We start from the raw sequence: 13,442 nt of genomic DNA on the forward strand, positions 1-13,442 counted from the left end.
GGCGCCGTGGTGTGACCTTCGCCGCTCGGGGCGTCAGGGGTGGGCAGCTACGTTACTCATAAGTAGCATGGGGGCTGAGCGCGCGCTCAGTGGATGCGTGCCGCAGCAGTGCCAACCCGCACCCTGGAGGAGAGCCAATCGTGCCTCGTACCGTCAGGGACGTCGTGTTCGTCGACGGCGTCCGCACCCCGTTCGGCAAGGCGGGCCCGAAGGGCATCTACCACGAGACCCGGGCCGACGACCTCGTGGTGAAGGCGATCCGGGAGCTGCTGCGCCGCAACCCCGGACTCGACCCGAAGAAGATCGACGAGGTCGCCATCGCCGCGACCACGCAGATCGGTGACCAGGGGCTGACCCTGGGGCGGACCGCGGGGATTCTCGCCGGGCTGCCGCAGTCGGTGCCCGGCTACTCGATCGACCGTATGTGTGCCGGTGCGCTGACCTCCGTCACCACCACCGCCGGTTCGATCGCCTTCGGGGCCTACGACGCCGTCATCGCCGGCGGTGTCGAGCACATGGGGCGCCACCCCATGGGCGAGGGCGTCGACCCCAACCCGCGGCTCATCAGCGAGAAGCTGGTCGACGAGTCCGCCCTGTTCATGGGCATGACGGCGGAGAACCTGCACGACCGCTACCCGCACATCACCAAGCTGCGCGCCGACGAGTACGCCGTGCGCTCGCAGGAGAAGGCCGCCAAGGCGTACGCCAACGGCAAGATCCAGCAGGACCTGGTGCCGGTCTCCGTGCGGAACACCAACTCCGAGGTGGGCGAAACCGGTTGGGGGCTTGTCACCGCCGACGAGCCCATGCGGCCAGGGACCACGCTGGAGAACCTCGCCGGGCTCAAGACGCCGTTCCGTGTGCACGGGCGGGTCACCGCCGGCAACGCGGCCGGGCTGAACGACGGTGCCACCGCCTCGATCCTCGCGTCCGAGGACTTCGCGCGGGAGAACAACCTGCCGGTGCGCATGCGCCTGGTCTCCTACGCCTTCGCCGGCGTCGAGCCCGAGGTCATGGGCTACGGGCCGATCCCGGCCACCGAGAAGGCCCTCGCCAAGGCCGGTCTCGGCATCGGTGACATCGGCCTCTTCGAGATCAACGAGGCCTTCGCGATCCAGGTCCTGGCCTTCCTCGACCACTACGGCATCGCGGACGACGACGCGCGCGTCAACCAGTACGGCGGCGCCATCGCCTACGGCCACCCGCTGGCCGCCTCCGGTGTGCGGCTGATGACCCAGCTGGCCCGCCAGTTCGAGGAGCAGCCGAACGTCCGCTACGGCCTGACCACGATGTGCGTCGGCTTCGGCATGGGCGCCACCGTCATCTGGGAGAACCCGCACTTCGAGGGGGACAAGTGAGCACCACCACCGAGCTTCTGAAGGGTGCGGCCGAGCTGTTCCCCGACGAGGTAGTGACGTCCGCGCACGTCCGCCACCTCGAACTGCCGTACGGCGCCGGGCGGTTCGCGCTCATCACGCTGGACAACGGCTTCGACCACACCAAGCCGACCACCTTCGGCCCGGCCTCGCTGGCGAACCTCAACGCCGCGATCGACCAGGTCGAGAAGGAGGCCGCGGCCTGCGACATCGTCGGTGTCGGCATCACCGGCAAGCCGTTCGTCTTCGCCGTCGGCGCGGACCTCAAGGGCGTCGAGCTGCTCAAGAACCACGACGACGCGCTCGCCATCGGCAAGGGCGGCCACGAGGTCTTCAAGCGCATCGCGACCCTCGCGGTACCGACCTTCACGTACTACAACGGCGCGGCCATGGGCGGCGGCGTCGAGGTCGGTCTGCACTGCGAGTACCGCACGGTCTCCAAGCACATCGCGGCCTTCTCGCTGCCCGAGGTCTTCCTCGGTCTGGTCCCGGGCTGGGGCGGCTGCACGCTGCTGCCGAACCTGATCGGCGCCGACAAGGCCGTCTCGGTGATCATCGAGAACAGCCTCAACCAGAACAAGCAGCTCAAGGGCCAGCAGGTCTTCGACCTCGGGATCGCCGACGCGCTCTTCGAGGGTGCCGACTTCCTGGAGCAGTCGCTGGTCTGGACGGCGAACGTCCTCAAGGGCGAGATCAAGGTCGAGCGTCCGGCGATCGACCGCGGTGAGGGCTGGGACCAGGCCGTCGCCAAGGGCCGCTTCGTCGCGGACTCCAAGGTGCACGGGGCCGCTCCGGCCGCCTACCGCGCCCTCGACATCATCGAGGCCGCCAAGAACGGCGACCTCCAGCAGGGCTTCGACGCCGAGGACGTGGCGCTCGCCGACCTGATCATGGGCGGCGAACTGCGCGCCGGCATCTACGCGTTCAACCTCGTGCAGAAGCGCGGCAAGCGTCCCGCGGGTGCGCCGGACAAGTCGCTCGCGCGTCCGGTCACCAAGGTGGGTGTGGTCGGCGCCGGTCTGATGGCCTCGCAGCTCGCCCTGCTCTTCCTGCGTCGCCTCGAAGTACCGGTCGTCCTCACGGACATCGACCAGGAGCGCGTCGACAAGGGTGTGGGCTACGTCCACGCCGAGATCGAGAAGCTGCTCGGCAAGGGCCGTATCAACCAGGACAAGGCCAACCGCCTCAAGGCCCTGGTCACCGGTATGCTGGACAAGGCCGAGGGCTTCTCCGACGCCGACTTCATCATCGAGGCCGTCTTCGAGGAGATCGGTGTCAAGCAGCAGGTGTTCGCGGAGGTCGAGGCGGTCGCTCCGGCGCACGCGATCCTCGCCACCAACACCTCCTCGCTGTCCGTCTCCGAGATGGCGTCGAAGCTGAAGAACCCCGAGCGGGTCGTCGGCTTCCACTTCTTCAACCCGGTCGCGATTCTGCCCCTGTTGGAGATCGTGCGCGGCGAGCAGACGGACGACGCCTCGCTGGCCACCGCCTTCGCCGTCGCCAAGAAGCTGAAGAAGACCGCGGTCCTGGTGAAGGACGCCCCGGCGTTCGTCGTCAACCGTATCCTCACCCGCTTCATGGGCGAGATCCAGAACGTCATCGACGAGGGCACCCCGGTCGCGGTCGCCGAGAAGGCCGTCGAGCCGCTCGGGCTACCGATGTCGCCGCTCGTCCTCCTCGAGCTGGTCGGTCCGGCCATCGGCCTGCACGTCTCGGAGACCCTCAACCGGGCCTTCCCGGAGCGCTTCACGGTCTCCCCGAACCTCGCCGCCGTCGTCAAGGCGGGCAAGCGCGGCTTCTACGTCTACGACAGCGGGAAGCCGGAGCTGGACCCCGAGGTCGCCGCGCTGCTGAAGCAGGGCGACTCCGTGCTGACCGAGGAGCAGGTGCGCGACCGGGTCCTGGACGCGGTGGCGCAGGAGATCGGGCTGATGCTCGACGAGGGTGTCGTCGCCGAGGCGCAGGACATCGACCTCTGCCTGATCACGGGCGCCGGCTGGCCCTTCCACCTGGGCGGCATCACGCCGTACCTGGACCGTGAGGGTGTCTCGCAGCGCGTGAACGGCAAGCCGTTCCTGGCTCCCGGCGTGGCGAGCGTCCCGGCGTAACCACGCTCCCGCGCAGGGGGCGGGCCGCATGGTGTCGATCCATGCGGCCCGCCCCCTTTTGCCGTGCGCCTGTGGATAGGATCTGCACACAGACAGATCAAATGTTCACATTCACCAGACGTTCTTGATCAGAGCCGGATCGGAACGTCTCCTCTTTCTCGCGGAGGATTTTCCGTGGCGTCCACCCGCCGCCAACAACCCCGACGTCGGGTGTGGCCCAAGGTCAAGCTGTTGCTTCTCGTTGCCGTCGTGGCCGCGGGCGCCACGGCGCTGTATCCGATCTGGCGCAAGGCGAACCCGGACCCGCCCGAGCTCACCGTCCGGTACCGGACCGCGACGCCGGCGACGGCCGCCGCGGCCGAGCCGTCCCTCGAGATCTTCAACGAGTCGAAGAAGCCGCTGCCGCTGAGCGACGTGGCGCTGCGCTACTACTTCACCGCGGACGGCGGCTCGTACGCCTTCAACTGCGTCCAGGCGGCCGTCGGCTGCTCGAACATCGCGGGCACCGTGACCGAGCTGACCGAGCCGACGGAGACCGCCGACCACTACCTGGAGCTCAGGTTCACGGACGCGGCGGGCACTCTGAAGCCGGGCGCCAACAGCAAGGGCATCGACGTCCAGCTGTACCGCGTCGACCACGAGAAGCTGAAGCAGTCCGACGACCGGTCCTTCGACGCGGAGAAGGCCACGTACGAGGAGTCGAAGACGGTGACCGCGTACAAGCGCGGTGTGCTCGCCTGGGGCGAGGAGCCGGACGGGAAGAAGCCGGACGGGGACGACAAGTCGGCGAAGGCCGCCGCGGCCGACGCGGCGCCGGTGCTGCCCGAGGACGTCCTGTTCGACAACTTCCACTACACCGGTCCCAAGGACCCCGCGCTCTTCAAGCACGGCTGGCTCGTACGCACCAGTGACGGCGGTCCCGGCATCGACGACACGTGGTCGGCCGACGGGGTGAGCTTCCCGTCCGCGAAGGACGCGCTGGGCGACGGACAGGTGCTCAATCTGCGGGCCAGCACGGACGGCACCAAGAAGGGCACGAAGCAGGCGAGCGTCGGCACGGCCGGACGGGAGTTCCGCGCGGGCACGTACGCCGCCCGGATCCACTTCAGCGACGACCCCACGGCCGGCAAGAACGGCGACCACGTCAACCAGACCTTCTACACCATCGGCGGCAAGGGCAGCTCGTACAGCGAACTCGACAACGAGTACATGCCGAACGGTGGTTGGGGGCGGTACGGGCCCAAGCTCGACAACGTCACCTGGCACACCGTCGACGACCGGGTGTACAACACGACGCTCAAGAGCCTGGCCGGCTGGCACACCGTCGTGATGACGGTGGACGGCGATGTGGTGACCTACCGGGTCGACGGCAAGAAGATCTACTCCACCAGCGGCAAGTACGCCCCGCGCGCGGGCATGTCGGTGAACTTCAACACCTGGTTCATCGACCTGCCGTTCAAGAGCGGCGAGCGGGCCTGGGACATGAAGGTCGACTGGCTCTACTACAACGCCAAGGACGCGCTGTCCCTCGACGACGTCGACGCGGCGGTCAAGGACTACAGCCAGAGCGGCCTGAACTACTTCAACACCACGTCCTGACCTGGGGGGTACGGATGAGTCACGAACAGGCCCGCACAGCACGCGGGTTCAGCCGCCGGTCCGCTCTGCGACTGGCCGGGGCCGGGGGTCTGGTCACGGCCGGCGGCACCCTGGTGAGCGGCACCCCGGCGGTCGCCGCCGGTCTCGCGGACCTCAACACCCCACCGACGTACGCGCCTTCGGGCCGTCGCCCGAGACACCGGCGGGCCACCTGGTCCCAGCAGTTCCAGTCCGGGCACGGCTGGAGCGGTGCCGGCACCGGTACCGCCTCCGCGGACGTGAACGACACTTCGCTGTTCGTGCGCGGCACCCAGTCGGTACGGGTGACCACCACGGGTGCGGGCAAGCAGAGTTACGTCCGCAAGCTGGGCGGCACGTCAACGAGCCTGACCGGTAAGGCGATTCGGCTCGTGTTCCGCGTCGACGACGTCACGAACCTCTCGAAGCTGTCCTTCTACCTGGGCAGCGGCTCGCTCGCGAACTACTTCCTGTGGCAGTTCCACACGCACTCCACGACGTCGACGAACTACGTCCAGTCCGGTGAGTGGGTGACCGTCCACCTCCAGTGGGCCGACGTCACGAGCGCCGCCGGGACGTACCCGCTCTCCTCCACCGGGGTGCCGTCCACCACGACGGGCTTCACGGACATGTCGTTCGCCGTGTACGACAACGCGGGCGGCCCGGTGACGTACCACCTCCAGACCGTCGAGCTGATCCCCGACACCGCGTCCGTCTTCCCCAAGGGCGTCGTCTCGATCACCTTCGACGACTCGCACACGTCCGTCCACGGCCTCGCCCGACCCGTGATGGACACGTACGGCTTCTCCGGCACCGTCTACAACATCGCCGACGCGATCGGCACCGGCAGCTTTCTGACGCTCGATCAGATGCGGTCCATGCAGAACTTCTCGGGCTGGGAGATGGGCGGGCACGCGTACGCGACGAGCGCGCACACCGCGAGCTACAGCCAGTTGACCGCACAGCAGGTGGACGACGACCTGCGCACCCTGCGCGAGTGGATGGTGGGCAACGGCTTCAGCAGCGAGCACTTCGCCTATCCGCACGGAGCGTTCGAGAAGACCAAGGACGGCGTGCCGGTCGACCAGATCGCGGGCCGGCACTTCACCACGGCCCGCTCGATCATCTCCGAGACCATCGAGTCCTTCGCCCCGGCGATGCCGTACCGGCTCAAGGCGCTGACGGGCATCAACGACGGCTCGGGGATCGGCGGTACGGCGCTGTCGAACCTGACGGCGGCGGGCGGGCGGCTCGACCGGTGCGCCAACAGCGGCGACTGGCTGATCCTCTGTCTGCACCGGGTGGTGGACGCGGCTCCCGCCGCCAGTACGGAGATCAGCAGGACGGGTCTCGGGACGCTGATGAAGGCGATCTCCGACTGGGGCATTCCGGTGGTCACGGTCGCCGAGGCGATGGAGTACTACACGTAGGGAAGAGGAGCCGGACATGAAGAAGGGGGCGACCGAGTCGCCCCCTTCTTCATGTCACCGTCTCACCAGCCCTGCCCCTGGCCCTGGTTGTGCTGCCAGGCGGGATCGACGTAGTCGTACTCGCCTTGCCCGTCGGGGCCGTTCTGCCACTGCTGTTGCTGCGGATAGCCGCCCTGCTGCCCGGCACGAGGTGGGCGGCGATGTCCCCGACGGCCGCGTGGACCGCGCCGAGGTCCGGTGAGCCGTACTCGGTCAGCGGGGTCGGCACGCAGATCACGACGGCGGCGGACTCGGCGATGACCTCGGGACGGTCGACGGCCTCGAAGCCCTGGCCGAGCATCGCGGCGACCTCGGCGTCCATGATGTCGTCCACGTGGGAGCGGCCGGCGTTCAGGCCGTCGACGACGGTGCGGTTGCGGTCGAGGCCGACGACTCTCAGTCCGGCCGCCGCGGCCGAGCGGGCCAGGGGAAGACCCACGTAACCGAGCCCTACAACAACAAGATCCACCGTGGAGGATCTGCTCACGACATCATTCCCTACCCCGTTGGCACGGCACAGACAAGCGCGGGCGCCATGTGGTCGCCCGCGCGCATTTCGAACAAGTTCAGTTCAAGGAAGGCTAACAAGGCCTTCACAAACTCACTACACCGCTCAAAGTGCGCCTTGTCACGTCAGTATTCGTACAACCCTCGACGCACGTTGTGTGTCCCCTGTTACCGAGAGCCACTAAGCGGAAGGGCTCACACCGCTCGCCAGGCCTCGAGCGCGAGGCCCGGTTCGTCCTTGCGGCGGGTGAGCAGCAACTGTCCCGTCGACGGGGACAGCGTCGCCGCCACCACCCGGTCCTCCTCGTCCACCGCGAGCGACACCTCGGCGTCCGCGGGGAGTTGGGGCCCCGACTCGGTCCACCAGGCGCCCGCCGACTCCAGTTCGGTCGGGTAGGCGGCGAAGGCGACCCGCCCGCTCGTCGAGCGCTGGGCGATCAACGTGCAGTCGTGGCCGTCCAGTTCGCAGCGCACGGCACAGACCCGGCCGGGTCCGGCGGAGGACAGCAGCGCGGCCGGCTTGCCGCCGGGGCGCCAGGCGCACAGGTCGCCCGACTGGTCGGTGTAGAAGAGCGTGGTGCTCTCGGGCGAGGTGGCGAGGGCGTACAGGCTGCCCGGGCGCACCGGGGTCTCCAGGGCCTCCGTCAGCACGGGTGTCGCGCCCGCCTTCTCCTGCCGCCAGTGCACGATGCCGCCGGGGACGGCCGCGTACAGCTCGACGAGCCCCGACTCCCCCGTCACCGCCGCCAGGTCCTCCTCGACCCTGCTCCCCTTGAGGTCGCGCCAGGGACCCCAGCCGCCCTTCTCCTTCTGGCCGAGCATGCTCACCCCGAGCCCTCGGTTGCGCACGAAGACATGGGCGCGGCCCTGGGCGTCCACCGCGACGGCGGGCGTACCGGTGACGGCGCCCTTCTTGTTCGGGTGCCCGATCGGCACCCAGTCCAGGGCGGCGAGCCGGGGCCGGTAGTGGGTGGAGTGCACCAGGCCCGCCTCGCCGGCGACGGTGGGCCGCCAGGAGACCAGATGGGCATAGGCGTTGGCGCCGTGGCCGACCGCGGGGACCGCCGTCAGCTTCTGGCCGCCGCCGACCTTCTGCGCGGATGCCCAGGGGCCGCCCGGCAGGCGCTCCGCCCGGCACAGGAGGGCCTCGTCCGTCGGCAGGTAGACACTGAGCCGGCCGTCGCGGCCGCGTATGAACCAGTCGCCGTTCACCGGTTCACTCTAAGCGGCGCCCGCCGCTCCGCGCGGCCCGGCCCCGGCCGGTCACCCGCGTACGGCCGGTCGGGTGGGGGCGAGCAACGCCGAGGAGGCAGGCTGGTGCCCAGCAGACGCCGTACGAGAAGGAAGTCGACCTCATGACCGACAAGCTCACCGTGGGTGTCCTGGGCACGGGCATCATGGGGGCCGCGATGGCCCGCAACCTCGCCCGCGCCGGACACACCGTCCGCGCCTGGAACCGCACCCGCGCCAAGGCCGAGCCGCTCACCGCCGACGGCGTCCGGGTCACCGACACGCCCGCCGAGACGGTCGAGGGCGCCGATGTGATCCTGACCATGCTCTACGACGGTCCCAGCACCCTCGACGTCGTCCGCGAGGCGGCTCCCGCGCTGCGCCCCGGTGTCGCCTGGGTGCAGTCGACCACCGCGGGACTCGACGGGGTCGCCGAGCTGGCCGCGCTCGCCCACGAGCACGGACTGGTCTTCTACGACGCTCCCGTGCTCGGCACCCGGCAGCCCGCGGAGGCCGGTCTGCTGACCGTGCTGGCGGCCGGTCCGGTCGAGGGACGGGCGCTGGTCGAGCCTGTTTTCGAAGCGGTAGGCGCGCGTACGCAGTGGACGGGCGAGGACGGCGCGGCCGGCACCGCCACCCGGCTGAAGCTGGTGGCCAACAGCTGGGTGCTCGCGGCCACGGCGGCGACCGGTGAGGTGCTGGCCCTCTCGCAGGCCCTCGACGTCGACCCGCAGCACTTCTTCGACCTCATCGCCGGGGGCCCGCTCGACATGGGCTATCTCAAGGCGAAGGCGGCGATGATCCTGGAGGAGCGGCTGACCCCGGCCCAGTTCGCGGTCGTCACCGCCGGCAAGGACGCCCGGCTGATCGTCGAGGCCGGCCGGCAGCACGGCGTACGCCTGGACGTGGCCGCCGCGAGCGCCGAGCGCATGGAGCGGGCGGCGGCGCAGGGGCACGCGGACGAGGACATGGCCGCGGCGTACTTCGCGAGCTTCGAGGAGAAGCCGGCGCAATGAGGGCGGTCCCCCGGTGAGCGGCGGCCGTGCGAACCTGGCCGTATGGACGAGAACGCTCCCCTGCTCCTGATCGTCGACGCCGCCAACGTCGTCGGGTCGGTGCCCGACGGCTGGTGGCGGGACCGGCGGGGGGGCCGCGGAACGGCTGCGGGACCGGCTCGCGGCCGACGGTCTCCCCGGCCACACCGGTCCCGTGGAGATCGTCCTCGTGGTCGAGGGCTCGGCCCGCGGGGTGGAGTCCGTGCCCGGCGTCGGCGTCGAGTCGGCGCCGGGCAGCGGTGACGACCACATGGTCGACCTGGTCGCGCGGGCCGGTGACCGCACCGTGCTGGTCGTGACCGCGGACCGTGAACTGCGGCGCAGGGTCACGGAGTTGGGCGCGCGGGTCACGGGTCCGCGCACGGTCCGGCCGACGTGACGGGCTACTTGCCGGCGCTCTCCGGGGCGGGGGCGCCCGCCTTGGCGAGGCCGCTGTGGGTGCGGCCGTAGAAGAAGTACACGACGAAGCCGATGGCCATCCAGATGGCGAAGCGGAGCCAGGTCTCGGCGGGCAGGTTGAGCATCAGCCACAGCGAGGCGAGCACCGAGACGATCGGCAGGGCCGGCACCAGCGGGGTGCGGAAGGAGCGCTCCAGGTCGGGGCGGGTCCGGCGCAGGATGATGACGCTGACCGCGACGATGATGAAGGCGAAGAGCGTGCCGATGTTCACCAGTTCGGCCAGTTCGCTGAGGCTGGTGAAGCCGGCCACGATCGCGATGACCACGCCGAGCAGGATGGTCGGCCGGTACGGGGTGCGGAACCTCGGGTGGGTGTGCGAGAAGAACCGCGGCAGCAGCCCGTCGCGGCTCATCGCGAAGAACACCCGGGACTGGCCCAGGAGCAGGATCATGCAGACGGTCGTCAGGCCCACCGCCGCGCCGAAGCTGATCAGGCCCGCGAACCAGGGGTGTCCGGTGGCCTTGAAGGCGTCGGCGAGCGGGGCGTCGATCGACAGCGAGCTGTACTTCTGCATGCCGGTGACCACGATCGACACGGCGACGTAGAGCGTGGTGCAGATGATCAGGGAGCCGATGATGCCGCGCGGCACGTCCCGCTGCGGGTTGCGGGTCTCCTCGGCGGCGGTGGCCACGACGTCGAAGCCGATGAAGGCGAAGAAGACGACGGACGCGGCGGTGAAGATGCCCATGACGCCGAAGTCGGAGGGCGCCCAGCCGAACATCAGCTGGATCAGCGGTGCTTGAAGGTTGCCGCCCGCCTCCACGGCCTGCGCCTTGGGGATGAACGGGTCGTAGTTGCCGCTCTTGACGAAGAAGGCGCCGGCGATGATGACGACGAGGACGACGGCCACCTTGATGGCGACGACGACGGTGGTGACCCGCGCGGAGAGCTTCATGCCGACCACGAGGATGGCGGTCAGCAGCAGCACCAGGGCGGCGGCGAGGATGTCGAAGCCGAACCCGGAGGCGCCGTCCCGGCCGCTGAGCGCCTCGGGCAGGTGCCAGCCCGCGTTGTCCAGCAGCGAGGCGATGTAGCCGGACCAGCCGACGGCCACCACCGCCGTTCCCAGGGCCAGTTCGAGGACCAGGTCCCAGCCGATGATCCAGGCGGGGAACTCACCGAGCGAGGCGTACGAGAAGGTGTACGCCGAGCCCGCGACCGGGACCGTCGAGGCGAATTCGGCGTAACAGAGGGCGGCGAGGCCGCAGACCACTCCGGCGACGACGAAGGAGAGGGAGACGGCGGGTCCCGCGGTGTTCTTGGCGGCCGTGCCGGTGAGGACGAAGATGCCGGTGCCGATGATGACCCCGACGCCGAACACCGTCAGATCCAGTGCCGACAGGGACTTTCTGAGTGAGTGTTCGGGATCCTCGGTGTCCTTGATGGACTGCTCGATGTTCTTCGTCCTGAAGAGGGCGTTGCTCACGGGCGTACCTCCCACGCTGTGTCGTCCTCGACATGATCGAGAGGGGGCGTAGTCCGTATGCCCCGGCGCGAGCGGATTCACGCGGATGGGCCACTTTCACCACCCTTGCCGGTGGGGAAAGTGGCCCATCTCGGTGTACGTCAGTCCCGTGCGGGTTCGACCTCGCTGGCCGCGGTGTCGTAGCGCCCGTCCAGCTTGGAGACCAGCCCGGTGACCTGGCGGGCGATGTCGGGTGCGGTGAGGCCGATCTCCGCCATCACCTCGGCGCGGGAGGCGTGGTCGAGGAAGCGCGGCGGGATGCCGAAGTCGCGCAGCGGGACGTCGACGCCCCCGTCGCGCAGGGCCTGCGCGATCGCCGAACCGACGCCGCCGACACGGCTGTTGTCCTCGACGGTGACGACCACGCGGTGCCGCTCGGCGAGCGGGGCCATGGCCTCGTCCACCGGTTTGACCCAACGCGGGTCGACGACGGTGGTGGAGATGCCCTGCTGGTCGAGGAGACCGGCGATCTCCAGGCACATGGGGGCGAGGGCGCCCACGGAGACCAGGAGCACGTCGGGCGTGTCGGTGCCGGGCTCGCGCAGGACGTCCATGCCGCCGACGCGTCCGACGGCGGCCACGGCAGGGCCGACGGCGCCCTTGGAGAAGCGCACCACGGTCGGCGCGTCCTTGACCTGGACTGCCTCGCGCAGCTGGGCGCGGACCTGGTCGGCGTCGCGCGGGGCGGCGAGCCGGAGGCCGGGGACGACCTGGAGGATCGACATGTCCCACATGCCGTTGTGGGAGGCGCCGTCGGTGCCGGTGACGCCGGCCCGGTCCAGGACGAAGGTGACCCCGCACTTGTGCAGGGCCACGTCCATGAGGACCTGGTCGAAGGCGCGGTTGAGGAAGGTGGCGTAGACGGCGAAGACGGGGTGCACCCCGCCGGTGGCGAGGCCGGCCGCGGAGACGGCGCCGTGCTGCTCGGCGATGCCGACGTCGTAGATCCGGTCCGGGAAGGCGTCCGCGAACTTCTTCAGGCCGACCGGCTGGAGCATCGCGGCGGTGATCGCGACGATGTCCTCGCGCTCCTTGCCGAGCGCGACCATCTCGTCGCCGAAGACGGAGGTCCAGTCGGCGCCGGAGGCCTTGATCGGCAGGCCGGTGTCGGGGTGGATGGGGCCGATGCCGTGGAAGCGGTCGGCCTCGTCCTGGAGGGCGGGCTGGTAGCCGCGGCCCTTCTCGGTGAGGCAGTGCACGATGACCGGACCGCCGAAGCGCTTGGCGCGGGCGAGCGCCGACTCCAGGGCCTCGATGTCGTGGCCGTCGATGGGGCCGACGTACTTCAGGCCGAGGTCCTCGAACATGCCCTGCGGGGCGATGAAGTCCTTCAGACCCTTCTTCGCGCCGTGCAGCGTCTCGTAGAGGGGCTTGCCGACGACCGGAGTGCGCCCCAGGAGGTCCTTGCCGCGGGCCAGGAAGCGCTCGTAGCCGTCGGTGGTCCGCAGGGTCGCCAGGTGGTTCGCGAGGCCGCCGATGGTCGGTGCGTAGGACCGCTCGTTGTCGTTGACGACGATCACCAGGGGGCGGTCCTTGGCGGCGGCGATGTTGTTCAGCGCCTCCCAGGCCATGCCGCCGGTGAGGGCGCCGTCACCGATCACGGCGACCACGTGGTCGTCGCGTTCGAGGATCTGGTTGGCCTTCGCGAGGCCGTCGGCCCAGCCGAGGACGGTGGAGGCGTGGCTGTTCTCGATGACGTCGTGCTCGGACTCGGCCTGCGAGGGGTAGCCCGAGAGGCCGCCCTTCATCTTCAGCTTCGAGAAGTCCTGGCGGCCGGTGAGCAGCTTGTGCACGTAGGACTGGTGCCCGGTGTCCCACAGCACCCGGTCCTTCGGGGACTCGAAGACGCGGTGCAGGGCGAGGGTCAGCTCGACCACCCCGAGGTTGGGGCCGAGGTGGCCGCCGGTCTTGGAGACCGCGTCGACCAGGAAGGTCCGGATCTCCTCGGCCAGCTGGTCCAGCTGCTCCAGGCTGAGCCGGTCCAGATCGCGCGGTCCCGTGATGCGGGTCAGCAGCGGCACCCGTGCCTCCTTGCAGTAAAAGCTGTCGCCGGGCTTGTCGAGTCTAATGTTCCGTCTTTGCGGACCGCGCCCGGGCTGTGCGTCGTACGTCACGCGATCGGCTGTACCCAAGAACACCTTTACCTATGACCCGA

At 69.7% G+C, this 13,442-nt stretch carries 8 protein-coding genes and 2 pseudogenes; 6 read left to right on the top strand and 4 right to left on the bottom strand.

Annotation, left to right across the window (positions count from 1 at the left end; translation table 11 throughout):
• Nucleotides 1-140: 140 nt before the first annotated feature.
• From ACIP6U_RS24890 to ACIP6U_RS24905, 4 genes are all read left to right on the top strand, one after another.
• A complete protein-coding gene (locus tag ACIP6U_RS24890; RefSeq protein ID WP_123997096.1) occupies nucleotides 141-1,358 on the top strand; it encodes an acetyl-CoA C-acyltransferase in 1,218 nt (405 codons plus the stop codon).
• Complete coding sequence (locus ACIP6U_RS24895) at nucleotides 1,355-3,484, top strand: 3-hydroxyacyl-CoA dehydrogenase NAD-binding domain-containing protein (RefSeq protein WP_401721700.1); 2,130 nt, start codon at nucleotides 1,355-1,357, stop codon at nucleotides 3,482-3,484. Before ACIP6U_RS24890 ends, ACIP6U_RS24895 begins: the two co-directional genes overlap by 4 nt.
• A gap of 174 nt (nucleotides 3,485-3,658) precedes the next feature.
• On the top strand, nucleotides 3,659-5,083 hold the full coding sequence (locus tag ACIP6U_RS24900) for a cellulose binding domain-containing protein (protein WP_401721703.1): 1,425 nt from the start codon (nucleotides 3,659-3,661) through the stop codon (nucleotides 5,081-5,083).
• Nucleotides 5,084-5,097: 14 nt separating this feature from the next.
• The gene (locus tag ACIP6U_RS24905) at nucleotides 5,098-6,531 is read left to right on the top strand and encodes a polysaccharide deacetylase family protein (protein WP_401721705.1); all 1,434 of its coding nucleotides are present in this window, start codon (nucleotides 5,098-5,100) and stop codon (nucleotides 6,529-6,531) included.
• Nucleotides 6,532-6,580: 49 nt separating this feature from the next.
• Here the strand turns inward: ACIP6U_RS24905 and ACIP6U_RS24910 are convergent, their stop codons facing one another.
• Both ACIP6U_RS24910 and ACIP6U_RS24915 read right to left on the bottom strand, forming a co-directional pair.
• Nucleotides 6,581-7,057 carry an NAD(P)-binding domain-containing protein gene (locus tag ACIP6U_RS24910; protein WP_401721708.1) on the bottom strand — a complete coding sequence of 159 codons (477 nt, stop codon included), beginning with the start codon at nucleotides 7,055-7,057 and terminating at the stop codon, nucleotides 6,581-6,583.
• Between the two features lie 215 nt (nucleotides 7,058-7,272).
• Complete coding sequence (locus ACIP6U_RS24915) at nucleotides 7,273-8,289, bottom strand: hypothetical protein (RefSeq protein WP_401721711.1); 1,017 nt, start codon at nucleotides 8,287-8,289, stop codon at nucleotides 7,273-7,275.
• Between the two features lie 125 nt (nucleotides 8,290-8,414).
• On the opposite strand from ACIP6U_RS24915, the pseudogene ACIP6U_RS24920 reads away from it, so the two are divergent.
• Together ACIP6U_RS24920 and ACIP6U_RS24925 are read left to right on the top strand one after the other, a co-directional pair.
• Nucleotides 8,415-9,323: pseudogene (locus ACIP6U_RS24920) on the top strand (NAD(P)-dependent oxidoreductase); the annotation flags it as partial.
• 42 nt (nucleotides 9,324-9,365) lie between these two features.
• Nucleotides 9,366-9,741: pseudogene (locus ACIP6U_RS24925) on the top strand (NTP pyrophosphohydrolase).
• A gap of 4 nt (nucleotides 9,742-9,745) precedes the next feature.
• Here ACIP6U_RS24925 and ACIP6U_RS24930 read toward each other — a convergent pair.
• Both ACIP6U_RS24930 and dxs read right to left on the bottom strand, forming a co-directional pair.
• Nucleotides 9,746-11,248 (bottom strand): amino acid permease, encoded by a 1,503-nt coding sequence (locus tag ACIP6U_RS24930; protein WP_401721713.1) that lies wholly within the window; start codon nucleotides 11,246-11,248, stop codon nucleotides 9,746-9,748.
• 140 nt (nucleotides 11,249-11,388) lie between these two features.
• Nucleotides 11,389-13,308, bottom strand: coding sequence for a 1-deoxy-D-xylulose-5-phosphate synthase (gene dxs, locus ACIP6U_RS24935; protein ID WP_401721716.1), 1,920 nt, complete (start codon nucleotides 13,306-13,308; stop codon nucleotides 11,389-11,391).
• Nucleotides 13,309-13,442: the final 134 nt, after the last annotated feature.

Source organism: Streptomyces sp. NPDC088794 (genome assembly GCF_044750545.1).
In the GTDB taxonomy this organism is placed as follows: Bacteria; Actinomycetota; Actinomycetes; order Streptomycetales; family Streptomycetaceae; genus Streptomyces.

What these genes read in the sequence shown, in the direction of transcription:
- ACIP6U_RS24905 (WP_401721705.1), top strand. Translation starts at nt 5,098, where the DNA reads ATGAGTCACGAACAGGCCCGCACAGCACGCGGGTTCAGCCGCCGGTCC.